This window comes from Pseudomonas sp. P4_C8, assembly GCF_056401975.1.
The window spans coordinates 1-23,723 of record NZ_JBFUIH010000070.1 but is presented as its reverse complement, the minus strand read 5'-3'; the positions used below and the strand labels follow the sequence as shown (position 1 = coordinate 23,723).

Annotated in this window: 21 protein-coding genes; 10 read left to right on the top strand and 11 right to left on the bottom strand. The window is 59.7% G+C overall.

Annotated features, from left to right (window positions below; translation table 11 throughout):
• Nucleotides 1–56: 56 nt before the first annotated feature.
• The 4 genes from AC1DWM_RS28485 to AC1DWM_RS28470 form a co-directional block, all read right to left on the bottom strand.
• Nucleotides 57–1,271, bottom strand: coding sequence for a class I SAM-dependent methyltransferase (locus AC1DWM_RS28485; RefSeq protein ID WP_477796720.1), 1,215 nt, complete (start codon nt 1,269–1,271; stop codon nt 57–59).
• Nucleotides 1,272–1,518: 247 nt separating this feature from the next.
• Nucleotides 1,519–2,136 carry a TPM domain-containing protein gene (locus AC1DWM_RS28480; RefSeq protein WP_223511439.1) on the bottom strand — a complete coding sequence of 206 codons (618 nt, stop codon included), beginning with the start codon at nt 2,134–2,136 and terminating at the stop codon, nt 1,519–1,521.
• 28 nt (nt 2,137–2,164) lie between these two features.
• Nucleotides 2,165–2,920, bottom strand: a complete 756-nt coding sequence (locus tag AC1DWM_RS28475) for a TPM domain-containing protein (RefSeq protein ID WP_477796719.1) — start codon at nt 2,918–2,920, stop codon at nt 2,165–2,167.
• Between the two features lie 33 nt (nt 2,921–2,953).
• The gene (locus AC1DWM_RS28470) at nt 2,954–3,562 is read right to left on the bottom strand and encodes a LemA family protein (protein ID WP_223520400.1); all 609 of its coding nucleotides are present in this window, start codon (nt 3,560–3,562) and stop codon (nt 2,954–2,956) included.
• Nucleotides 3,563–3,798: 236 nt separating this feature from the next.
• On the opposite strand from AC1DWM_RS28470, the gene bglX reads away from it, so the two are divergent.
• Nucleotides 3,799–6,090, top strand: a complete 2,292-nt coding sequence (gene bglX / locus AC1DWM_RS28465; RefSeq protein ID WP_223520402.1) for a beta-glucosidase BglX — start codon at nt 3,799–3,801, stop codon at nt 6,088–6,090.
• 276 nt (nt 6,091–6,366) lie between these two features.
• Here the strand turns inward: bglX and AC1DWM_RS28460 are convergent, their stop codons facing one another.
• The 5 genes from AC1DWM_RS28460 to AC1DWM_RS28440 all read right to left on the bottom strand — a co-directional run bounded on the left by AC1DWM_RS28460 (nt 6,367) and on the right by AC1DWM_RS28440 (nt 10,653).
• Entirely contained in the window at nt 6,367–7,524 is a 1,158-nt protein-coding gene (locus AC1DWM_RS28460; protein ID WP_477796718.1) for a phospholipase D-like domain-containing protein, read from the bottom strand.
• A 1-nt stretch (nt 7,525) separates the two neighbouring features.
• Nucleotides 7,526–8,116 (bottom strand): YceI family protein, encoded by a 591-nt coding sequence (locus AC1DWM_RS28455; protein ID WP_223520405.1) that lies wholly within the window; start codon nt 8,114–8,116, stop codon nt 7,526–7,528.
• 65 nt (nt 8,117–8,181) lie between these two features.
• The gene (locus AC1DWM_RS28450; protein WP_223520407.1) at nt 8,182–8,511 is read right to left on the bottom strand and encodes an amidase; all 330 of its coding nucleotides are present in this window, start codon (nt 8,509–8,511) and stop codon (nt 8,182–8,184) included.
• A complete protein-coding gene (locus AC1DWM_RS28445) occupies nt 8,508–9,602 on the bottom strand; it encodes a serine hydrolase domain-containing protein (protein WP_477796717.1) in 1,095 nt (364 codons plus the stop codon). The genes AC1DWM_RS28450 and AC1DWM_RS28445 overlap by 4 nt, the downstream gene beginning before the upstream one ends.
• Before the next feature lie 172 nt (nt 9,603–9,774).
• Nucleotides 9,775–10,653 (bottom strand): acyl-CoA dehydrogenase middle domain-containing protein, encoded by an 879-nt coding sequence (locus tag AC1DWM_RS28440; RefSeq protein ID WP_477796716.1) that lies wholly within the window; start codon nt 10,651–10,653, stop codon nt 9,775–9,777.
• A 154-nt stretch (nt 10,654–10,807) separates the two neighbouring features.
• Here AC1DWM_RS28440 and olsB point away from each other — a divergent pair, with 154 nt between their 5' ends.
• Together olsB and AC1DWM_RS28430 are read left to right on the top strand one after the other, a co-directional pair.
• On the top strand, nt 10,808–11,563 hold the full coding sequence (gene olsB / locus AC1DWM_RS28435) for an L-ornithine N(alpha)-acyltransferase (RefSeq protein ID WP_223520413.1): 756 nt from the start codon (nt 10,808–10,810) through the stop codon (nt 11,561–11,563).
• Entirely contained in the window at nt 11,563–12,357 is a 795-nt protein-coding gene (locus AC1DWM_RS28430; protein WP_477796715.1) for a lysophospholipid acyltransferase family protein, read from the top strand. Before olsB ends, AC1DWM_RS28430 begins: the two co-directional genes overlap by 1 nt.
• Before the next feature lie 107 nt (nt 12,358–12,464).
• Here AC1DWM_RS28430 and AC1DWM_RS28425 read toward each other — a convergent pair whose 3' ends face one another.
• Nucleotides 12,465–13,034 carry an acyl carrier protein phosphodiesterase gene (locus tag AC1DWM_RS28425; RefSeq protein ID WP_477796714.1) on the bottom strand — a complete coding sequence of 190 codons (570 nt, stop codon included), beginning with the start codon at nt 13,032–13,034 and terminating at the stop codon, nt 12,465–12,467.
• Between the two features lie 171 nt (nt 13,035–13,205).
• Between AC1DWM_RS28425 and AC1DWM_RS28420 the strand changes: the two genes are divergently transcribed.
• Genes AC1DWM_RS28420 through AC1DWM_RS28410 form a run of 3 tightly spaced genes read left to right on the top strand, consistent with a single transcriptional unit; the run spans nt 13,206 to nt 15,787 of the window.
• Nucleotides 13,206–13,508 carry an ArsR/SmtB family transcription factor gene (locus tag AC1DWM_RS28420; RefSeq protein WP_150782171.1) on the top strand — a complete coding sequence of 101 codons (303 nt, stop codon included), beginning with the start codon at nt 13,206–13,208 and terminating at the stop codon, nt 13,506–13,508.
• 34 nt (nt 13,509–13,542) lie between these two features.
• Nucleotides 13,543–14,709: an MFS transporter gene (locus AC1DWM_RS28415; protein WP_477796713.1), complete on the top strand. Its 1,167-nt coding sequence runs from the start codon at nt 13,543–13,545 to the stop codon at nt 14,707–14,709.
• 28 nt (nt 14,710–14,737) lie between these two features.
• Nucleotides 14,738–15,787: an alkene reductase gene (locus AC1DWM_RS28410; RefSeq protein ID WP_223520421.1), complete on the top strand. Its 1,050-nt coding sequence runs from the start codon at nt 14,738–14,740 to the stop codon at nt 15,785–15,787.
• 247 nt (nt 15,788–16,034) lie between these two features.
• Here the strand turns inward: AC1DWM_RS28410 and emhR are convergent, their stop codons facing one another.
• Complete coding sequence (gene emhR / locus AC1DWM_RS28405) at nt 16,035–16,667, bottom strand: efflux system transcriptional repressor EmhR (RefSeq protein WP_477796712.1); 633 nt, start codon at nt 16,665–16,667, stop codon at nt 16,035–16,037.
• Between the two features lie 265 nt (nt 16,668–16,932).
• On the opposite strand from emhR, the gene AC1DWM_RS28400 reads away from it, so the two are divergent.
• The 4 genes from AC1DWM_RS28400 to AC1DWM_RS28385 form a co-directional block, all read left to right on the top strand.
• Nucleotides 16,933–18,090 carry an efflux RND transporter periplasmic adaptor subunit gene (locus AC1DWM_RS28400; RefSeq protein ID WP_223520425.1) on the top strand — a complete coding sequence of 386 codons (1,158 nt, stop codon included), beginning with the start codon at nt 16,933–16,935 and terminating at the stop codon, nt 18,088–18,090.
• Nucleotides 18,091–18,093: 3 nt separating this feature from the next.
• Nucleotides 18,094–21,258, top strand: coding sequence for an efflux RND transporter permease subunit EmhB (gene emhB / locus AC1DWM_RS28395; protein ID WP_223520427.1), 3,165 nt, complete (start codon nt 18,094–18,096; stop codon nt 21,256–21,258).
• On the top strand, nt 21,255–22,715 hold the full coding sequence (gene emhC, locus AC1DWM_RS28390) for an efflux RND transporter outer membrane subunit EmhC (RefSeq protein ID WP_223520429.1): 1,461 nt from the start codon (nt 21,255–21,257) through the stop codon (nt 22,713–22,715). The genes emhB and emhC overlap by 4 nt, the downstream gene beginning before the upstream one ends.
• A gap of 438 nt (nt 22,716–23,153) precedes the next feature.
• The coding region (locus AC1DWM_RS28385; RefSeq protein WP_477796711.1) for an OprD family outer membrane porin at nt 23,154–23,723 on the top strand (570 nt) is incomplete at its 3' end.

Genomic DNA, 23,723 nt, shown 5'->3' with positions numbered 1-23,723 from the left:
GCCGGCGATGGCGTACTCGAAATCGCCATCGCCGGCAAGCCGGGCTCCTACAGTGTTTAGAGGTAGCCGTCGGCTCGGAGCAGGGTTTCGAGACAGTGTTCGCTGATGTGGTAGAAATCCTTAAGCTCCTGAATCTTCACCAACAGCTGGGCCGGGTCCACCGGCTCGGCGCGTTTGACCGCCAGGATCATCTTGTTCTTGTTGGTGTGGTCCAACGAGATGAACTCGAACACTTTGGTTTCATAACCGCAGGCTTCGAGGAACAACGCGCGCAAACTGTCGGTGACCATTTCTGCTTGCTGACCCAGATGCAGACCGTATTGCAGCATCGGCTTGAGCAGTGCCGGACTCTGGATTTGCAGGCGGATCTGTTTGTGGCAGCACGGCGAACACATGATGATTGAGGCGCCGGAACGGATGCCGGTGTGGATCGCGTAGTCGGTGGCGATGTCGCAGGCATGCAGCGCGATCATCACATCCAGCTCGCTCGGCGCCACGCTGCGCACGTCACCGCACTTGAACACCAGCCCCGGATGCTCAAGCTTCGCGGCGGCGGCGTTGCACAGGTTGACCATTTCTTCGCGCAGCTCGACGCCCGTTACCACGCCTTCGGCGTTCAAGGTGTTGCGCAGGTAGTCGTGGATGGCGAACGTCAGGTAACCCTTGCCTGAACCGAAATCCGCCACCTGTACCGGCTTGTCCAGCGCCAGCGGTGAGGTGGTTAGCGCATGGCTGAAAACCTCGATGAACTTGTTGATCTGCTTCCACTTGCGCGACATCGCCGGGATCAGCTCGTGCTTGCTATTGGTCACACCGAGGTCGGCGAGGAACGGCCGGCTCAGGTCGAGGAAGCGATTTTTCTCGCGGTTATGCTCGGCGGACGGCACTTCACGCAATTGCTGAGGTTTGCTCTTGAACAGCGAAGACTTGCCCTTTTTGCTGTATTCAAGCTGGGCTTCGTCGGTCAATGACAATAAATGCGCATTTTTGAAYGAGACTGGCAGCAACGCAGCGATGGTCGCGACGCCCTCTTCAAGCGGCAAGTTTTTGGTGATGTCGCGGGTTTTGTAGCGGTAGACGAAGGACAGGCAAGGCTGATCCTTGACCGTCAGTTGCTTGATGATCAGGCGCTGCAAATCCACTTCAGTGCCGACGTACTTGGCCAGCACCAGCTTAATGAAGGCGTTGGCGTCGAGGCTGGTTTGCAGCAGGTCGATGAACTGGGCGTGGTGATCCGGCGCGAGGCTGGCGGGAGTGACGGTGACAGACATGGAAAAAACGGCCTCGGGCGGTGCGGATCGGGGAATGGCGGGTATTTTAGGGGGGATGGCTGTTCGGGACACGCAGTTATTTACCGAACGGTGCGATCTGTAGCAGCTGGCGCAGCCTGCGTCCGGCTGCGCAGCAGTCGTAAAACCGGCATGCTTGGTTTACCTGAAAGACCGCAGCGCCTGAATTCACGACTGCTACGCAGCCGAACGCAGGCTTCGCCAGCTGCTACAGGGAATAAGTTGCGGCTTAGCCCAACACCACCAACCGGTTCGGCAACTCATTCCTCTCCTGCGTTACCGGCACATGCACTTTGAGCAACTCGCCACATGCCTCGATGCAGGTCACGAACCCTTGCAACGTCTGTCCCTGCTTCACCTGCTGGGTAAACGCCGCAACTATCGCGTCCCAGTTCTTGTTGTCCAGCCGTCTGGAAATCCCTTCATCCACCAGGATCTCCACATAGCGCTCCGCCTCGCAGACAAAAATCAGCATCCCGGTGCTGCCGACCGTGTGGTGCAGGTTCTGCTCCAGAAATTGCCGGCGCGCCAGGTTCGAGGCGCGCCAATGCCGCACCGAGCGCGGGACCAGGTGCGTGGTGACTTTTGGAAGGCGGAACACCAGGCACAGCACGATAAAGGTGATCCATTGCACCAGCAGCAAACTGTGCAGGGTCAGCCAGCCGGTCAGGTAATGCACGATCCCCGGCACCATCAGCGCCAGCAGGCTGGCCCACAGCAGCGGGATGTACGCATAGTCGTCGGCGCGGGCGGCAAGCACAGTCACCAGTTCGGCGTCGGTGTCGCGCTCGACCCGGGCAATCGCCTCGGCGACTTTGCGTTGTTCGTGTTCTGTCAGTAACGCCATGTTTAAAAGTGCCTGCTCATTATTGTTATCACCAGCCGCCCGACGAACCGCCGCCCCCGAAACTGCCCCCTCCACCGCTGAAGCCCCCGCCTCCACCGCCACCACCAAAACCGCCGCCGCCAAAACCACCGCTCGAACCGCCCGACCCACCTCGGCCGGCGGGCAGAATCCCGAGCATCTGCAAGACAAAAAACGTCAGGATGAACAGCATCACCAGAAACACAAAAACGCCGGGATGGCGCGCAACGAAGTCGCTGTTTTCATCACCTCGCGGTTCATAGACCGTCGACGGTTCATCCAGCGAACTGCCACCCAACACCACCAGCATCGCCGCGACCCCGTCGCTGATGCCCTTGCTGAAGTTGCCGGCCTTGAACGCGGGGGTGATTACCTGATTGATGATCACCGAACTTTGCGCGTCGGTCAGGCGGTCTTCGAGGCCATACCCGACTTCGATGCGCAATTTACGCTCATCACGCGCGACGATCAGCAGCGCGCCGTTGTTTTTATCTTTCTGACCGATGCCCCAGGCGCGCCCTAATTGGTAGCCAAAATCCGCGATATCGGTGCCTTGCAAGTCCGGCAACGTGACCACCACCAACTGCTCGCCGGTGGCGGTTTCGTGGGCCTTGAGTTGCTGGGTCAGCTGCTCGCGCACCGACGGCTCGATCATCTGGGCGTTATCGACCACCCGGCCGGTCAGCGGCGGAAATTTCAACTCGGCCTGCGCCGTCAGGGCACACACCCAAAGCACCAGCATCAGCCCCACTTTCAACACGCGCATTGGCCACCTCATCCGTGGTGATGCTTCAGCCGATCAAAATTTCACTTCGGGCGCCTTATCGGCATCCGGCGTGGTCGCCTCGAAGGTTTCGCGGATCGGCAAATCGCTGTACATCACGGTGTGCCACAGGCGACCGGGAAAGGTGCGAATTTCAGTGTTGTATTTTTGCACCGCAAGGATGAAATCGCGCCGCGCCACGGCGATGCGGTTCTCGGTGCCTTCAAGTTGCGACTGCAATGCGAGGAAGTTCTGGTTGGCCTTGAGGTCCGGATAACGTTCGGACACCACCATCAAACGGCTCAAGGCTCCGGTCAGTTGATCCTGGGCCTGTTGGAACTGTTTGAGTTTTTCCGGGTTATCCAGCGTCTTGGCGTCCACTTGAATGGACGTCGCCCTGGCCCGTGCCTCGATCACCGCGGTCAGGGTTTCTTCTTCATGTTTGGCGTAGCCTTTGACGGTTTCTACCAGATTGGGGATCAAATCGGCGCGGCGCTGATACTGGTTCTGCACCTGGCCCCACGCGGCTTTGGCCTGCTCGTCGAGGGTCGGAATCGTGTTGATGCCACAGCCCGCTAGCACAGTGGTCAGCAACATCAAGGCTGCAACCTGCAGGCTAGACCGATAGTGGTGTCTTGCATTCATCTGGGTCACTCCCTGGCACATTCCATTGAAAAACAACCTGTACCCTTCTGAGCGGGTACTTGGGGCATAATCTGCCGCCGCCACTGGATTGCATCGAGCCAATGGGCTAAAAGATGCCCCTAGCGCAAAACACTGCGCAAGTGTGCATGCATTTACCTGAACAACAATAGTCGCTCCCTAACTTTTGGCTGACCGGCGCGTATTCACGGCCGTTTAGGCTTTTGAGAAAACCATTCATGAAGAAGCTGTGTTTGCTGGGCCTGTTCGTCAGCCTGGCCAGTCATAACGTATTGGCCGCCACGACACCCGCACCTCTAGAGAACAAGGACGCCTTCATCAGCAACCTGATGAAGCAGATGACCCTCGATGAAAAGATCGGCCAGTTGCGCCTGATCAGCATCGGCCCGGAAATGCCACGCGAACTGATCCGCAAGGAAATCGCAGCCGGCAACATCGGCGGCACGTTCAATTCGATCACCCGTCCGGAAAACCGTCCGATGCAGGACGCGGCCATGCGCAGCCGGTTGAAGATCCCGATGTTCTTCGCCTACGACGTGATCCACGGCCACCGCACCATTTTCCCGATCCCGCTGGCCCTGGCCTCGAGCTGGGACATGGACGCCATTGGCCTGTCCGGGCGCATCGCCGCCAAGGAAGCCTCATCGGACGGCGTCGACCTCACCTTCGCGCCGATGGTCGACATCTCACGCGACCCGCGTTGGGGCCGTACTTCCGAAGGCTTCGGTGAAGACACCTACCTGGTGTCGCGCATTGCCGGCGTCATGGTCAAAGCCTTCCAGGGCACCGGTGCCAACGCGGCCGACAGCATCATGTCCAGCGTCAAACACTTTGCCTTGTATGGCGCGGTCGAGGGCGGTCGCGACTACAACATCGTCGACATGAGCCCGGTCAAGATGTACCAGGATTACCTGCCGCCATACCGCGCCGCGATTGACGCCGGTGCTGGCGGGGTGATGGTTGCGCTGAACTCGATCAACGGCGTGCCGGCCACGGCCAACACCTGGCTGATGAAAGACCTGTTGCGCAAGGAATGGGGCTTCAAAGGCCTGGCCGTCAGCGACCACGGGGCGATTTTCGAGCTAATCAATCACGGCGTCGCCCGTGACGGTCGCGAAGCCGCGAAGCTGGCGATCAAGGCCGGCATCGACATGAGCATGAACGACACCTTGTACAGCAAAGAGCTGCCGGGGCTGTTGAAAGCGGGCGAGATCGAGCAAAGCGACATCGACAACGCCGTGCGTGAAGTGCTGGCGGCCAAGTACGACATGGGTCTGTTCAAGGACCCGTACCTGCGCATCGGCAAGGCCGAGGATGATCCGGCCGACACCAATGCCGACAGCCGCCTGCACCGCGCCGAGGCCCGCGATGTCGCGCGCCGCAGCATGGTGTTGCTGAAGAACCAGAACGAAACCCTGCCGCTGAAGAAAACCGCGAAAATCGCTTTGGTGGGGCCGCTGGCCAAGGCACCGATCGACATGATGGGCAGTTGGGCCGCCAACGGTCGCCCTGCGCAATCGGTCACGCTGTTCGACGGCATGACCGCTGCACTGGGTTCGCAATCGGCGCTGATCTACGCCCGTGGCGCCAACATCACCAGCGACAAGAAGATGCTGGATTACCTGAACTTCCTCAACTTCGACGCCCTGGAAGTGGTGGATGATCCGCGTCCGGCCAACGTGTTGATCGACGAAGCGGTGAAAGCGGCCAAGGACGCTGACATAGTGGTGGCAGCGGTTGGCGAGTCCCGTGGCATGTCGCACGAATCGTCGAGCCGCACGGACATCAACATTCCGCCAAACCAGCGTGAACTGATCCGAGCCTTGAAAGCCACCGGTAAACCGCTGGTGCTGGTGTTGATGAATGGCCGTCCGCTGTCGATTCTCGAAGAGAAAGAACAGGCTGACGCGATTCTGGAAACCTGGTTCACCGGCACCGAAGGCGGCAATGCCATCGCCGACGTGCTGTTTGGCGACTACAACCCATCGGGCAAACTGCCGATCACCATCCCGCGCTCGGTGGGTCAGATTCCGACCTACTACAACCATCTGAGCATTGGCCGGCCCTTCACGCCGGGCAAACCGGGCAACTACACCTCGCAGTATCTCGATGACACCACCGGTCCCCTGTTCCCGTTTGGCTTCGGTCTGAGCTACACCGACTTCAGCCTGAGCGACATGGCCCTGTCGTCGACCACGCTGAACAAGACCGGCAAGCTCGACGCCAGCGTCACGGTGAAAAACACCGGCAAGCGTGACGGCGAAACCGTGGTGCAGTTGTACATCCAGGATGTGACCGGCTCGATGATCCGACCGCTCAAAGAACTGAAGAACTTCCAGAAAGTCATGCTCAAGGCTGGCGAACAGAAAGTCCTGCACTTCACCATCACTGAGGATGACCTGAAGTTCTACAACACCCAGCTCAAGTACGCTGCCGAGCCGGGCAAGTTCAACGTGCAGATCGGCCTCGACTCCCAGGACGTGACACAGCAGAGCTTTGAATTGCTGTAATTATTCAAACATCGCATGAACCTGTGGGAGCGAGCCTGCTCGCGATGAGGCCTTAACATTCAGCATCTTTGTTGACTGTTACACCGCCATCGCGAGCAGGCTCGCTCCCACAATTGATTGGTGTTGCAAACAAATTTTGTGATCGACGCAATATCCATGTGGGAGCGAGCCTGCTCGCGAAAGCGGTCTAACATGTCGCATTTTCGTTGAATGTTATTCCGTCTTCGCGAGCAGCTCGGCTCCCACAATGGTTTTAGGGTGTTGCAGAGTTTGGTATCAACCCCTGAGATTCAGCAGATTCACCACCAACCGATCCACCCATCCCCAGACTCGTTGCTTGACCCGCTTCCACAGCGGTCGGCTTTGCCATGCTTCGAGGCTGACCTCCTGGCTCTGCGCAAAGTCGCGCTCGAAACTCCCCGCCACGGCCCGCGTCAGCCCTGGGTCCAGCGCTTCAAGGTTGGCTTCCAGGTTAAAGCGCAAATTCCAGTGGTCGAAATTGCACGAGCCGATGCTCACCCAGTCATCGATCAAGACCATTTTCAGGTGCAGGAAACACGGCTGGTATTCAAAAATTTTCACCCCGGCCTTGAGCAGTCGTGGGTAGTAGCGATGCCCGGCGTAGCGCACCGATGGGTGATCGGTGCGCGGCCCGGTCAGCAGCAGGCGCACATCGACGCCTCGACTGGCGGCACGACGCAGTGAGCGGCGGACTTTCCAGGTCGGCAGGAAATACGGAGTTGCCAGCCAGACCCGTTGCTGGCCGCTGTTCAACGCGCGAACCAGTGATTGCAAAATGTCGCGATGCTGGCGGGCGTCGGCATAGGCCACCCGGCCCATGCCCTCACCCATTGCCGGCACCCGTGGCAGGCGCGGCAAGCCGAAATGCGCAACCGGTTTCCAGGCACGTCGATGACGGTTGGCGATCCATTGGCGGTCGAACAGCAACTGCCAGTCAATGACCAAAGGCCCGGTGATTTCCACCATCACCTCGTGCCATTCGCTGGTGTCCTCACCCGGCGTCCAGAACTCATCGGTGACGCCCGTGCCACCGACCACCGCCAGGCTTTGATCGACCAGCAACAGTTTGCGGTGATCGCGGTAAAAGTTGCCGATCCAACGGCGCCAGTTCAGGCGATTGTAGAAACGCAATTCGACCCCGGCCGCCGTCAGGCGCTGACGCAAAGTCAACGTAAATGCCAGGCTGCCATAGTCATCGAACAGGCAGCGCACGCGCACACCGCGCTCGGCCGCCGAAACCAATGCTTGCACCATGGCCTCGGCACAAGCACCCGCCTCCACCAGATATAACTCCAGTTCGACCTGTTCTTCGGCGCGGGCAATCGCGACCAGCATGCGTGGGAAGAACTGCGGACCGTCGATCAGCAGTTCAAAATGGTTGCCTTCACGCCAGGGAAAGATTGCGCCGGCCATGTCAGCGCGCCGTGAAAATCAGTACCGCACCCACCGGCACCGACAAACTGATGGCCGACAAACCGGCGACCTTGCGCAATGCTTCCAGCCCAGGTGCCAAATCGAAGTCTTCGGCATTGATGACCAGTGGTTCGAGCGTTACCACCTGAAAGCGTCGATCGTCGAGACGCGTCGCCAGCAGTTCGGCGTTGTATGAGTGTTGCTTGCCATGCAGGTTGACGGTCAGCGGCAAGCGTAACTCTAACTGCGCGCCAGGCGCGAGGTCGTTGATGGGACGCAGATCAATCTGCGTGGTGATCAACGCTTCGGGGAAGGTCTGGATCTCGAACAACTCCTTGCGCATGCGTTCATCGCGCAACGGGATGCCACTGTTGACCGACTCCAGCTCGACTTCCACCTCGGCCAGGCCATTGGCATCGACCTTGCCGTGCAGCACCAGAAAGCGCTGCACTTCGGAAATGTTGGCGTTTTTGGTGCTGATGAACGACAGCCGCGAGGACTCGCCGTCCAGATACCAATCGGCCTGGGCCGACAGCGTGGCGCCGGCCAACAGCAGGAACGTGAGGGTTTTGCGCAGGGAGCGGTTGAACATAGAGACTCGTGGGGCAGATAAACCTGCACGAACCTTAACCGCCCGGCAGCCAATTGCAAAACATGCTACGGAATCAGACGGCATCCTTGGCGTTCGCCGAGCCACGCCGCGCTGTTGCTGCGGCCCATTCCGCTGACGGTCACGCGTTTGCTGGCGGCGTCATCGACAAAGCGGCTGGTGGGCAGCCACTGCTTTACATAGCTGTGGCAATAACCGGCCTCGTTGTTCATCACATACCGGCACGAGCAATACTCCTTGGCGGTGTAGGCGCTGATGATGTCGGGGAAGGCCCACAGCGCCACTCGCTCCTGCCAGCCCCAGCCAAGCAAGGCGATGAGCAGGATCAACAGCAACGTGCTGAACGGCCGGCGACGAAAAAATCCTCGGCGACTCATGGCTGCACCTTTTGCGCAAATGCCTTGAGCGCAAGTTTGAGCAAAACATTGTGCTGGTAGCTGCCGTCGCGATCATCGCCATAGCGCACGATCACCAAACGTTCACTGGGGATCACATACAGCGCCTGGCCCCAATGGCCCAGCGCCGCGAAGGTGTCGGCAGGAGCATCGGGCCAGGGTTGTGTCGCCCCTTCCACCGCGCGGTTGAGCCACCATTGACCACCGGGCACGGCGTCATCCTGATGGGCTTGATAGTGGGCGAACGGTTCGCGATTGAAGGCGACCCAGTCTTTAGGCAGCAACTGACGATCCTGCCAGCGCCCGTCGCGCGCCATCAACAAACCGACTCGCGCCAGATCCCGAGCCGTGAGGTAAGCGTAAGACGAAGCAACGAAAATACCCGTGGCATCAGTTTCCCAAACGGCATGATGGATGCCCAAAGGCTCGAACAGTGCGGTCCATGGATAGTCCGGATAACGCGTCGGACTGACGATGTTTTTCAGCGCGGCGGACAGTAGATTGCTGTCACCGCTGGAGTACCGAAAGGCCTGACCGGGTTTGGCGTACTCGGCGTGATCGGCAGTAAATGCGGCCATGTCCTGATGTCCACGGGTGTAGAGCATGGCCACCACCGAGGACTTTAACGGTGCGTATTCGTAGTCTTCCTGCCAGTCCAGCCCTGAGGCCCAGTGCAACAGGTCAGCCATGGTCACAGCGGGGTGTTTTTTCATCGGTGGATAAAACGTCTGCACCGAATCCTGGAGTTTGAACAGGCCTTCGCCATACGCCACCCCCAGCACCGCGGCCATGAGGCTTTTGCTGATGGACCACGTCAGGTGTGGCGTGTCGGCGGTGGTCGGGCCGGCGTAGCGTTCGTAGATCAACTGGCCGTCGCGGATCACCAGCAAGGCGTCAGTGCGGATGCCTTTGCGGGTGCTGTCGTCGCGGGGTGGGAAGGCGTAGGTTTCCAGGGCTTGTAGCGTGGGCCCGGAGCTTTTCGGGCCGATGGACCATTGCTCGGCCGGCCAGTTTTCGGCGTGGGCCGTGAGGCCGAGCAGCAGCATGACAATCAGGGACAAGCCTTTGAACATGGCGTGGGCTCGGGAGGATTAACGTGCAGAGCCTAGTTGAGGTTGATGACAGTTTTGGAATTTGTGTTGTCAGTCAGGCCGTCTTCGCTGGCAAGCCAGCTCCTACAGGGGAATGCATTTCAAACTGTAGGAGCTGCGGTGCGACGATTCGACTTGCCAGCGAAGGGGCCAGTCAGATCACCGCCAAAGCCTTGACCAATCGCTTCCCCCTGGCCCCTGCCGCCAAATCCATCACCAGCCGATCGCGCTGCCACATCGCCGCCCAATGCGGCGGCCCGTCGGCCAGCGCCTGATCAATCTCGGCCTTGAGCCCCTCGAACTGGGCAAATAACCCACCCAGCAGCACATGCCCGGCGGGATTGTTCGGTGCCTGGCGGCTGACTTCCGCGCACCCGGCCAGCAGCGCCAGTAACCGCAGTTGCAAGGCTTGCGGCCAGTCACTGTCCTGGCCAATGCCATACAGCCACGCGGTCATGGCGCTCAATACGTACACATCTTCAAGGGTGCGGAACGGTTTGACGTAAGCGTCCCAACCGTCCCCCGCCAACAACTCGCACAGGGCGTTGTCGAGAAACAACTTGCCATGACTGATGTCCGGTATCAGCGCAATGGCCGGGAGTTTTTCCAGGCGCACGCCCGGTTCATCGGGGTAGACCACGGCCAGGCTCAGGCGAGCTGCCTCGCCGGGCGCTTCACTGCGGGTGGCGATTAACAGCCACTCGGCGGCATCACCGGCGGTGACGAAATCCTTGCGCCCGCTCAGGCGCAAATCGGTGAGACGGGTTTGCATGTCTGCCGGCCGCAGGCTGCGCTGTTCGGTCGCGCACAACGCGCCGAGGCTCAGCGGCGCGCTGGGCCAGAGCATCCGCAACGCTGCCTGATACCCCACCAGAAACGCCAGCCCCGGCGTGGCCATCAGGTGCGCGCCCGCCACTGCCAACTCGAACGGCGTCACCGTGCCCAATTGATGCAACAAGGTCGCGAAACCTTCCGCCAGGTCCGGGTTGGCAGGCAGGCGTTCGCGGCGCTTCAACAGGGTTTGCCAGGGCATAAGAGGCTCCTCGTGGGCTGTCATATAAGCATCACCAAAGCTTAATGGCGATGACACTGGGGCTACATAGCCTGACCTTGCACAAAACGGCTACATAAAGAAAGTCGATCCGCTGTAACCCACGTCAAGTGAGCAGCCCGCAAGGAGATTTGCAATGACTCAGATCGCCCGCATCAGCGACACCGGCAACGACCGCCGCCTGCAAGCCGAACGACTGATCGGCAGCGAGGCCTTGCAGGAAGCCCAGGCCTTGCGCTTCAACGTGTTCAGCGGCGAATTCAACGCCAGGCTGAAGGGCGCCGAGCTGGGTCTGGACATGGATGACTATGATGTTCACTGCGCCCACATCGGCGTACGTGACTTGAACACCGGACGTCTGGTGGCGACCACCCGTTTGCTCGATCACACGGCGGCCAGCAGCCTGGGCAAGTTCTACAGCGAAGAAGAATTCAGCCTGCATGGCCTGGTGCACCTCAAAGGCCCGATCCTGGAAATCGGCCGTACCTGCGTCGACCCGGCCTACCGTAACGGCGGCACCATCGCCGTACTTTGGGGTGAACTGGCCGAGGTGTTGAACCAGGGCGGCTACAGCTATTTGATGGGGTGCGCGAGCATTCCGATGCAGGACGGCGGCATTCAGGCCCACGCGATCATGCAGCGTCTGCGCGAACGCTACCTGTGCACCGAACACCTGCGCGCCGAGCCGAAAAAGCCGTTGCCGACCCTGGATATCCCCTCCAACGTCATCGCCGAAATGCCGCCACTGCTCAAGGCCTACATGCGCCTCGGTGCGAAGATCTGCGGCGAGCCGTGCTGGGACGAAGACTTCCAGGTCGCCGACGTGTTCATCCTGCTCAAGCGCGACGAGCTCTGCCCGCGTTACGCCAAGCACTTCAAGGCGGCCATGTGATGAACCGCCTGCGGGTGTACGCGCGGATTGCGCGAGTGCTGGTGGTGGTCGCACTGGGTTTGAGCATGGCCAGCGTGTTCGGACTGTTCGAGCGTATGGGCATCGCCCACTCGATGGTCCGCCGCCAGCGTTGGTCGCGATTTTTCATGGCGCGATTGAGCAATGCCCTGCCCTTCCACATCACCGTGCATGGCGAGTTGCCCAAGCAACCGATGCTCTGGGTCAGCAATCATGTGTCCTGGACCGACATCCCACTGCTGGGCATGCTCACGCCGCTGTCATTTCTGTCCAAGGCCGAAGTGCGTACCTGGCCGGTGGCAGGCTGGTTGGCGGCCAAGGCCGGCAGTCTGTTTATCCGTCGTGGGTCGGGTGACAGTCAGCTGATCCGCAAACAAATGGCCCGCCACCTGGAACAGGCCCATCCGCTGCTGATGTTCCCGGAAGGCACCACCACCGATGGCCGTTCGTTGCGTACCTTCCATGGTCGCCTGCTGTCGGCGGCGATTGATTCAGAGGTGCAGCTGCAACCGGTGGCAATTCGTTACCTGCGCGATGGCAAGCTTGATTCGCTGGCACCGTTTATTGGTGACGATGATCTGCTGTCGCACTTGATGCGCTTGTTTGCCAATGACCGGGGGAATGTGGAGATTCACCTGCTCAAGCCGATTGCTTGCGAAGGCCGGGAGCGTGCGGCGCTGGCGTTCGAGGCACAGCAAGCGGTGCAAACAGCGTTGTTTGGTGAAGTGGCGAAACCTGCCGAACCGCGTCGTGCTGGCGAACTGATCGCCGCGTAACCGCTTTTCTGTAGGAGCAAAGCTTGCTCGCGATTGGGGCCCCGCGGTTTAACTGATGACCGCGTTATCGTTCATCGCGAGCAAGCTCTGCTCCTACAAGATTTGTGTCAGCGGTTTTGGGCGAAATCTTGAAGCTGTGGATAGAACAACCGAAAGTCTTCGCTCAACGGTTCATACAACACCCGCAACTCCTGCATCGCCCCCGCCAGTTCCTCAGGCCGGGTCAACCGCCGCGAAATCCCCCGCAGCACCTGCTCCAGCACCTCGAACTCCCGGTAGGAACCCAACCAGTCATTCGCCACCATGTACGGCGCGATCTTTGCCAAACGCTCCGGCAATTGCGGCTCGGCCGTCAGTACCCGGTACACATCTGACGTGAACAATGCCAGTGGCCGGTCGGCGTACAGCGTCCAGTCCCGTGCCAGGCAGTGGTCGAAAAACACGTCGAGCACGATCCCGGCGTAACGCCGGCGCGTCGTGGAGAACCGCGACAACGCCACATCCACCAGCGGATGGCGGTCGGTAAATACGTCGATGCTGCGATGCAGCTGGATGGCCGCCTCAATCTCCGGATCGTATTGCCCTTGCAGCCGTCCTTTGACGAAATCGCCATACAGACTGCCGAGCAATTGTCCGGGACGCTGGCCACCGAGGTGAAGATGTGCGAGATAGTTCATGGGCGCAGCTTAGCACTGCACCATTGTTTCTTTACACCCATGTATCGCTATAACCCGATATACCGATTTATGCGGTCATCAGACCAAAATCATATTTGTATATCGCGAAATACCGATTTAAAGTTCGCCTCATCGCGATATAGCGTTTTACTAATCACGAGCTCCCAAGCCATGAACCTCGACCTCGACGAAATAATAAAAGCCCTGGCACACCCAGTACGGCGAGAAATCCTGCACTGGCTCAAAAACCCGGACGTCGAATTCCCTGACCAGTCCCACAGCAACGAGCACGGCGTTTGCGCCGGGCAGATCGATCAACGTTGCGGCTTGTCGCAGTCCACCGTTTCCGCGCACTTGGCGACCTTGCAGCGCGCCGGCCTGATCAGCAGCCGCAAAGTCGGCCAGTGGCATTTTTTCAAACGTAATGAGGAAACCATTCAGGAGTTCCTCAAGACCTTCAGCAAAGAGCTCTGACCCTTAACGTCAGTCAGCCAACAAGGAATCAACAATGCCCCTCTCGCTCCTCATTCTGGCCTTGAGCGCCTTCGCCATCGGCACCACCGAGTTCGTCATCATGGGCCTGCTGCCCGACGTGGCGGCGGACCTCGGTGTGTCGATCCCAGGCGCCGGCTGGCTGGTGACCGGTTACGCCCTGGGCGTGGCCATCGGGGCACCGTTCATGGCACTGGCCACCGCCCGGCTGCCACGCAAGGCTGCACTGGTTGCGTTGATGGGGATCTTCATCGTCGGCAACTTACTCTGCGCCCTGGCCAGTGACTACAACGTGTTGATGTTTGCACGAGTGGTCACGGCCCTCTGCCACGGTGCCTTCTTCGGTATCGGTTCGGTGGTGGCGGCAGGTCTGGTGCCGGCCAACAAACGCGCTTCGGCCGTGGCCTTGATGTTCACCGGCCTGACCCTTGCCAACGTGCTCGGCGTTCCACTGGGCACCGCGCTCGGTCAACAGGCCGGCTGGCGTTCGACCTTCTGGGCCGTGACCGTGATCGGTGTGATCGCCTTGATCGGTCTGATCCGTTTCCTGCCGGCCAAGCGCGATGAAGAAAAACTCGACATGCGCGCCGAACTGGCCGCACTCAAGGGCGCCGGGATCTGGCTGTCCCTGAGCATGACCGCGCTGTTCGCCGCCTCGGTCTTCACCCTGTTCACCTACGTCGCTCCGATGCTGGGCGAAGTCACCGGTGTCTCGCCACGTGGCGTGACCTGGACCCTGATGCTCATCGGCCTGGGCCTGACTGTCGGCAATATTATCGGCGGCAAACTGGCGGACAAAAGCATGGCCGCAACGCTGATCGGCGTGTTCATCAGCATGGCGGTGGTGTCCACCGTACTGACGTGGACCAGCGTCGCGCTGATCCCGACCGAAATCACCCTGTTCCTCTGGGCCACGGCATGTTTTGCCGCCGTCCCGGCCTTGCAAGTGAACGTGGTGACCTTTGGCAAAGCGGCACCAAACCTGGTGTCGACCCTGAACATCGGCGCTTTCAACATCGGCAACGCACTCGGTGCCTGGGTCGGCGGCAGCGTGATCGCCCACGGCTACGGCCTGACCAGCGTGCCCCTCGCGGCCGCCGCACTGGCGGTGCTCGCCCTGCTGGTGACCCTGATTACTTTCCGTCAGAGCGGCAATCCCGAACTGGCTCCAGCGACTCACTAAACCACTGAGACCTCACGAGGGTGCATTCATGACGACTATTTTCGATCCGATCAAACTGGGCGACATCGAGTTGGCCAACCGCATCATCATGGCGCCGCTGACCCGCTGCCGCGCCGACGAAGGCCGCGTGCCAAACGCGCTGATGGCCGAGTACTACGTCCAGCGCGCCTCCGCTGGCCTGATCCTCAGCGAGGCCACGTCGGTCACGCCGATGGGCGTCGGCTACCCGGACACCCCCGGCATCTGGTCCAACGATCAGGTACGCGGCTGGGCTAACGTGACCAAAGCCATCCACGGCGCAGGCGGCAAGATCTTCCTGCAACTGTGGCACGTCGGCCGGGTTTCTCACACGTCGTACCTGAACGGTGAAGCGCCGGTCGCACCGAGTGCCATCCAGCCAAAAGGGCACGTCAGCCTGGTTCGCCCATTGGCCGATTACCCAACCCCGCGTGCCCTGGAAACCGCTGAAATCGCCGACATCATCGACGCTTACCGCACCGGTGCCGAGAACGCCAAGGCCGCGGGTTTTGACGGCGTGGAAATCCATGGTGCCAACGGTTACCTGCTCGACCAGTTCCTGCAAAGCAGCACCAACCAGCGCACCGACCAATACGGCGGTTCCCTGGAAAACCGTGCGCGCCTGCTGCTGGAAGTGACTGACGCTGCTATCGAAGTCTGGGGCGCCGGCCGCGTCGGTGTGCACCTGGCACCGCGCGCCGATTCCCATGACATGGGCGACGACAACCTGGCCGAAACCTTCACCTACGTCGCTCGGGAACTGGGCAAGCGTGGTATCGCGTTCATTTGCTCGCGTGAAAAAGAAGCCGGCGACAGCCTTGGCCCACAATTGAAAGAAGCGTTCGGCGGCCCGTACATCGCCAACGAACGCTTCACCAAGGACAGCGCCAACGCCTGGCTGGCCAACGGCAAGGCCGATGCGGTCGCCTTCGGTGTGCCGTTCATTGCCAACCCGGACTTGCCTGCACGTTTGAAGGCCGATGCGCCGTTGAACGAAGCGCGTCCAGAACTGTTCTACGGCAAAGGCCCGGTGGGTTACATCGACTACCCGGCGATGTAAGCATTAATCACTGAAATGCAAAAAAGCCCCGACTCGTGAGAGCCGGGGCTTTTTTCGTTTTCAAGTGGCGTGCTCACACGCATTCACACCCAAGACACAAATTCCCTACAAATTACGTAGCTCGCTACCTGTCATCCTGGCGAGTGTGCGTATATAAAAGCACCCCAAAGTAGTTAGACGAGCGCCGAAGGCGTCAGCGCCTGCCTTGACAGCTGACACAAGCGAAACCATTTACGCTTTTTTTGTTTCATTTGCGCAGGCTTGGGCTCAAGCGCAGCATCTCCAGCCCGGTCTCCACCCAACGCTCGGCGTCGGCGTGCAATTGAAAACTGTCGGGTGCCAGCAGCCACTGATACAGGATGCCATCGACATACGCATGCAGACTGATGGCAGCGCGCGCCGTGTCGAGGTCTTCAGGCATTTGCCCCCGATTCACGGCATTACTCAAAGCCAGGGCGATTCGCACATTGCAATCCAGGCTGACCGTTCGACGCTGCTGACGCAGGTCGCACATTTCATCGGTGAATTCGCACTTATGAAACAAAATCTCATTGATACGTCGGGTCTTTGGATCCAGCGCAACTTGATGAAACAAATGAATCAGCAGCTTGCGCATGCAGCCGAGCGGATCGAGCTCATCTTCGCTTTCACTGGCCCTGGCCATCTCATCCAGCGGCTCATGCAAGGTATCCAGCATGGCCTGCACCAGATCAGCCTTATTGCTGAAATGCCAGTAGATAGCACCGCGAGTCACGCCGGCCAAGGTAGCGATGTCCGCCAGTGTCGTGCGCGCCACGCCCCTTTCATAAAAGGCTTTCTCTGCCGCTTCAAGTATCTGGCTGCGGGTTTCTTGGGCTTCCTCTTTGGTGCGACGGACCATGGCAGTAAAACCTCAATCAGGATGCTTCAGCGATGTCTGAACATCAGCTGAATAAAAGTGGAGTGACCGCTCTTGGGCGCCGTCCCCGTCTTACAATTCAAACCTTTGAACGGCTTTTGTAGCGATGTGGGTACACAGCCAAGGTGTTTACAAACAACCATGAACGTAAGTATATTCCTTAGCAAGCTACTTATCCACTCAGCACCCCATTTTTACCCTTCCACCTTTCTCGTGCGCATTCTGCGCGCCTGACCCGAGGATTTTCATGCAATTCAAGCCAGCTGTTACCGCTCTGGTCACTGCCGTCGCCTTGGCATCGCTGCTCAGCGGATGCAAAAAGGAAGAAGCCGCACCAGCCGCACCGCCTCCTCAGGTCGGCGTTGTTACCCTGCAAACTCAAGCCTTCACCCTGACATCCGACCTGCCGGGCCGTACCAGCGCCTACCGCATCGCCGAAGTTCGTCCTCAGGTGAACGGCATCATTCTCAAGCGCATGTTCAAGGAAGGCGGCGACGTCAAGCTTGGCCAGCAGCTGTATCAGATCGATTCGTCGGTGTATGACGCTACGTTGAAAAGTGCAGAAGCCAACCTGCAGCAGACCAAGTCGATCTCCGACCGCTACAAGCAACTGGTCGCCGAACAAGCGGTGAGCCGTCAGGAATACGACACGGCCGTGGCCAACCGGATGCAATCGGAAGCCGCCCTGCAAACCGCCCAGATCAACGTGCGCTACACCAAGGTTTACGCACCGCTGACCGGTCGTATCGGTCGCTCTAACGTGACAGAAGGCGCGCTGGTGACCAGCGGCCAGGCCGATCCGATGGCGGTGATCCAGCAAATCGACCCGATCTATGTCGACGTGACTCAGTCCTCGGTGGAATTGCTGCAACTGCGCCGCGAACTGGAAAGCGGTCGTCTGCAAAAGGCCGGCGACAACTCGGCGACGGTGAAGCTGACCCTCGAAGACGGCAGCCAGTACAAGCTGGACGGCAAACTGGAATTCTCCGAAATCTCGGTTGACCAGACCACCGGTTCCGTCACTCTGCGTGCCGTGTTCCCGAACCCTGAGCACACCCTTCTGCCGGGCATGTTCGTTCACGCCCAGTTGCAGTCCGGTGTAAACGCGGCAGCGATTCTGGCGCCGCAACAAGGCGTAACGCGCGACCTTAAAGGTACGCCGACTGCACTGGTCGTCGGCCCTGACAACAAGGTCGAACTGCGTCAGCTCAAGGCCAACCGCACCGTCGGTAGTCAATGGCTGATCGAGGACGGACTGAAGGCAGGCGATCGCCTGATCACCGAAGGGCTGCAATTCGTCAAGCCTGGCATCGAAGTCAAAGCCACTGAAGCGACTAACGTTGGCGTAAAGAACCCGGCCCCCGCACAGGCAGCTGACAAAGCTTCCAGCGGCAAAGGGGAGTAAACCATGTCGAAATTTTTTATCGACCGTCCGATTTTCGCCTGGGTGATAGCCCTGGTGATCATGTTGGTCGGGGCACTGTCGATCCTCAAGCTGCCGATCAACCAATACCCGAGCATTGCGCCTCCGGCGATCGCCATCTCCGTGGCCTACCCGGGTGCTTCGGCACAAACGGTACAAGACACCGTGGTGCAGGTGATCGAGCAACAGCTCAACGGTATCGACCACTTGCGTTATGTGTCCTCGGAAAGTAACTCCGACGGCACCATGACCATCACCGCGACCTTCGAGCAAGGCACCAACTCCGATACCGCGCAGGTTCAGGTCCAGAACAAACTGAACCTGGCCACCCCGTTGCTGCCGCAAGAAGTGCAGCAGCAAGGTATCCGTGTCACCAAGGCGGTGAAGAACTTCCTGTTGGTGATCGGCGTGGTCTCGCGTGACGGCAGCATGACCAAGGACGACCTGTCGAACTACATTGTGTCGAACATGCAGGACCCGATCTCGCGGACAGCCGGTGTCGGTGACTTCCAGGTATTCGGCTCCCAGTACGCCATGCGTATCTGGCTCGACCCGGCCAAGTTGAACAAATACAACCTGACCCCGATCGATGTCAAAACCGCCATCGCCGCACAGAACGTCCAGGTGTCATCCGGTCAGCTCGGCGGCTTGCCTGCCCTGCCCGACACACAGTTGAACGCCACGATCATCGGCAAGACTCGCCTGCAGACCGCTGAGCAGTTCGAAAAAATCCTGCTCAAAGTCAACAAGGACGGCTCTCAAGTTCGCTTGAAAGATGTCGCTGACGTCGGTCTGGGCGGTGAGAACTACAGCATCAACGCCCAGTTCAACGGCGCTCCGGCGTCCGGCCTGGCCGTGAAGCTGGCCACTGGCGCCAACGCCCTCGACACTGCAAAAGCCTTGCGCACGACCATCGACAGCCTCAAGCCGTTCTTCCCTGAAGGGATGGAAGTGGTGTTCCCATATGACACCACCCCGGTGGTGACCGAATCGATCAAAGGTGTGGTTGAAACCCTGGTCGAAGCAGTCGCACTGGTGTTCCTGGTGATGTTCCTGTTCCTGCAAAACTTCCGCGCCACCATCATCACCACGATGACCGTGCCGGTGGTGTTGCTGGGAACGTTCGGCATCCTCGCGGCAGCTGGTTTCAGCATCAACACCCTGACCATGTTCGGTATGGTCCTGGCCATTGGCTTGCTGGTGGACGACGCCATCGTTGTGGTGGAAAACGTCGAACGGGTGATGAGTGAAGAAGGCCTGTCGCCCAAGGAAGCCACCAAGAAATCCATGGGCCAGATCCAGGGCGCACTCGTCGGTATCGCCCTGGTGCTGTCGGCGGTTCTGCTGCCAATGGCGTTCTTCAGCGGCTCCACCGGCGTGATCTACAAGCAATTTTCGATCACCATCGTTTCGGCCATGGCGCTCTCGGTTCTGGTTGCTCTGATCTTCACCCCGGCGCTTTGCGCCACGATGCTCAAGCCGATTCCGAAAGGCGAGCACGGCACCCCGAAACGCGGTTTCTTCGGCTGGTTCAACCGCAACTTCGACCGGGGCGTCAAAAGCTACGAGCGCGGCGTAGGCAACATGCTCACGCAGAAGGCACCGTACCTGTTGGCCTACCTCATCATCATTGTCGGCATGATCTGGTTGTTCACCCGTATCCCGACGGCGTTCCTGCCTGAAGAAGACCAGGGCGTATTGTTCGCCCAGGTGCAGACACCGGCCGGTTCAACCTCCCAGCGCACCCAGGTGGTCGTGGACGAGATGCGTGAATTCCTGCTGCGTCCGGGCAAGGATGGCGGTGAAGGCGATGCGGTGAACTCGGTGTTTACCGTGACCGGCTTCAACTTCGCGGGTCGTGGCCAGAGCTCGGGTATGGCGTTCATCATGCTCCGGCCATGGGACGAACGTAACGCCGACAACAACGTGTTCAAGGTGGCGGCCCGTGCCCAGCAGCACTTCTTCACCTTCCGTGATGCCATGGTGTTTGCCTTCGCACCACCGGCGGTACTGGAACTGGGTAACGCCACCGGTTTCGACGTGTTCCTTCAGGACCGTGCCGGTATCGGTCACGAAAAACTGATGCAAGCACGCAACCAGTTCCTCGGCATGGCAGCGCAAAGCAAGATTCTGACTCAGGTCCGTCCGAACGGCCTGAACGACGAACCGCAATTCCAACTGGAAATCGATGACGAGAAGGCCAGTGCCTTGGGCATTACCATCGCCGACATCAACAACACCCTGTCGATCGCGCTGGGCAGTAGCTACGTCAACGACTTCATCGACCGTGGTCGAGTGAAGAAGGTTTACGTACAAGGTCAGCCCGGCTCCCGTATGAGCCCTGAAGACCTGCAGAAATGGTATGTGCGCAACAGCGCCGGCACCATGGTTCCGTTCACGGCGTTTGCCAAGGGTGAATGGATTTATGGGTCGCCGAAACTGGCCCGTTACAACGGCGTAGAAGCGATGGAAATCCTCGGCTCCCCGGCGCCGGGCTATTCCACCGGTGAAGCCATGGCCGAAGTCGAAGCCATAGCCGCCAAACTGCCGGCGGGTGTCGGTATTTCCTGGACCGGCCTGTCGTACGAAGAACGGTTGTCCGGTTCGCAAGCGCCAGCGCTGTACGCCCTGTCGCTGCTGATGGTGTTCCTGTGTCTGGCGGCGCTGTATGAAAGCTGGTCGATTCCGATTGCGGTGATGCTGGTGGTGCCTTTGGGGATCATCGGTGCATTGATGGCGACCAGCCTGCGCGGCCTGTCCAACGATGTGTATTTCCAGGTGGGCCTGTTGACGACCATCGGCCTGGCGGCGAAAAACGCCATTTTGATTGTCGAATTTGCAAAGGAACTGCATGAGCAAGGGCGCAGCCTGCGCGATGCAGCGATTGAAGCCAGCCGGATGCGTTTGCGACCGATCATCATGACCTCGCTCGCCTTCGTCCTGGGCGTGGTGCCACTGGCCATTTCCACCGGTGCAGGTTCGGGTAGCCAGCATGCCATCGGCACCGGAGTGATTGGCGGTATGATCACCGCTACCGTTCTGGCGATCTTCTGGGTCCCACTGTTCTTCGTCACTGTGTCGTCCATCGGTCAGCGCAAAATAGTCGACCCGGATGACGCCACTGAAACTCCTAAAGAGGCTGGCCAATGAGCAAGTCGCTACTCTCCCTAGCCGTCGCCGCGTTTGTGCTTGGTGGTTGCTCGCTGATACCCGATTATCAGCAGCCTGAGGCACCAGTGGCGGGCCAATACCCGCAGGGCCCGGCGTATTCGCCGGCCCAGGCGCCGAGCCAGGCTGCGGCGGAGCAAGGCTGGAAGCAGTTTTTCCATGACCCGGCCCTGCAACAGCTGATTCAGGTCGCACTGGAAAACAACCGCGACCTGCGTGTCGCGGCGCTGAACATCGATGCCTTTGCGGCTCAATACCGCATCCAGCGTGCCGACCTGTTCCCGGCCGTCTCGGCCAATGGCAGCGGCAGCCGCCAGCGCGTTCCCAATAACGCTACGCAGAACGGCCAGTCAGGTATCGTCAGTTCCTACTCGGCCACGGTCGGCATCAGTGCCTATGAACTCGACATGTTCGGTCGGGTTCGCAGCCTCAGCGAAGAAGCGCTGCAAAAATACTTCGCCACGGAAGAAGGTCGACGCAGCACGCAGATCAGCCTGGTGGCCAACGTGGCCAACGCCTACCTGACCTGGCAAGCCGACAAGGAACTGTTGAAAGTGACCCTGGACACCCTCGGTGCGTTCGAGGAGAGCTACAAGCTCACCGCGCGCAGTGCCGAAGTCGGTGTGGCGTCGGCACTGGACCTCGCCCAGTCGCGCACCTCGGTGGAAAACGCCCGGGCGCAATTGGCGAAGTACACCCGCCAGGTCGCTCAGGATCAAAACAGTCTGGTGCTGCTGCTCGGCACCAGCATCCCGGCCAACCTGCAAGCCGCCAAGCCGCTGTCTGACGATTTGCTCAGCGACGTGCCGGCCGGCTTGCCATCGGACTTGCTGCAACGTCGTCCGGACATTCTCCAGGCCGAATACAACCTTAAGGCCGCCAACGCCAATATCGGCGCGGCACGGGCTGCGTTCTTCCCGAGCATCAGCCTGACGGCCAACGCCGGCACCCTGAGCCCGGACTTGTCCGGGCTGTTCAAGGGAGGTTCGGGGACCTGGTTGTTCCAGCCGCAGATCAACTTGCCGATCTTCAACGCCGGCAGCCTGCGCGCCAGCCTGGATTACTCGAAGATCCAGAAAGACATCGGCGTGGCGAACTACGAGAAGTCCATTCAAACGGCCTTCCAGGAAGTCGCCGACGGCCTGGCCGCCCGCGAGACCTACACCGCTCAGTTGCAGGCTCAGCGTGACTTTGTCACCGCCAACCAGGACTACTACCGTCTGGCCCAGCGTCGCTACCTCATTGGTGTCGACAGCAACCTGACCTTCCTCGATGCCCAGCGTCAGCTGTTCAACGCCCAACAAGTGTTGATTACCGACCGTCTGGCGCAACTGGTCAGCGCGGTCAACCTGTACAAGGCCTTGGGTGGCGGCTGGAATCAGCAGACCGCCAAGGTCGAACCGCTGAAAGAAGAAGCGCCGAAGATGAAGTTGTTCTGATAGCGCGGTGAAAACAATGAAGCCCACCTTTTGGTGGGCTTTTTGTTGGGTGCGAGAAAAAGTGGGATGACTGGGCGGGCCTCATCGCGAGCAGGCTCGCTCCCACAGTGGATTTTCAGTGAACACACTATTAATGAACAACGGAGATCAATGTGGGAGTGAGCCTGCTCGCGATGAGGCCACAACAGACAACACAAATCCCCGACCCAATCTTGCGTTCGATAATCGCACAAATCCCGCCTTCGCCGATTGAACCATCTAGTACATTCCCCGCACCATTCCTCGCACAAGACCAACAACATCAGGTTCACCCTATGCCCCCGCGCCCTGCCCTGTCCGGCTGATACCACTGCGTTTAATCAATCCGTTCTTTTGACTGCAACCCCACGTTGCGGCAGCGCCCTGTTTCATCCCAAAAAATTAGAGAGACCCGAGCCCATGACGCCTTCTTCCGCGCAGTATTTGTTCCCCGGCCTGATTGCCATTGCTGTGGCCACGGCAGCCCTGCCCGCCCAGGCCGAGGAATCGGGTTTTGTAGAAGGCGCCAAGGTCAACCTGAACCTGCGCAACTTCTACATCAACCGCAATTTCACCAACCCGGCCTTCCCCCAGGGCAAGGCCGAGGAGTGGACGCAGAGCTTCATTTTCGACGCCAAGTCCGGTTTCACCCCAGGCCCGGTGGGGTTCGGCGCGGATATGCTGGGACTGCTGTCGGTCAAGCTCGATGGCGGTAAAGGCACGGGCGGCACCCAACTGCTGCCGATTGGCAGCGACGGTCGCCCCGTCGATGACTTTGGTCGTCTGGCGGTGGCCGGGAAGATGAAAGTGAGTAAAACCGAAGTGAAGGTCGGCGAGTGGATGCCAATACTGCCCATCCTGCGTTCAGACGATGGCCGCTCGCTGCCACAAACCTTCCAGGGTGGCCAGCTGACGTCCACCGAGATCAGCGGCCTGACGATCTACGGCGGCCAGTTCCGCCAGAACAGTCCGCGTAACGATGCGAGCATG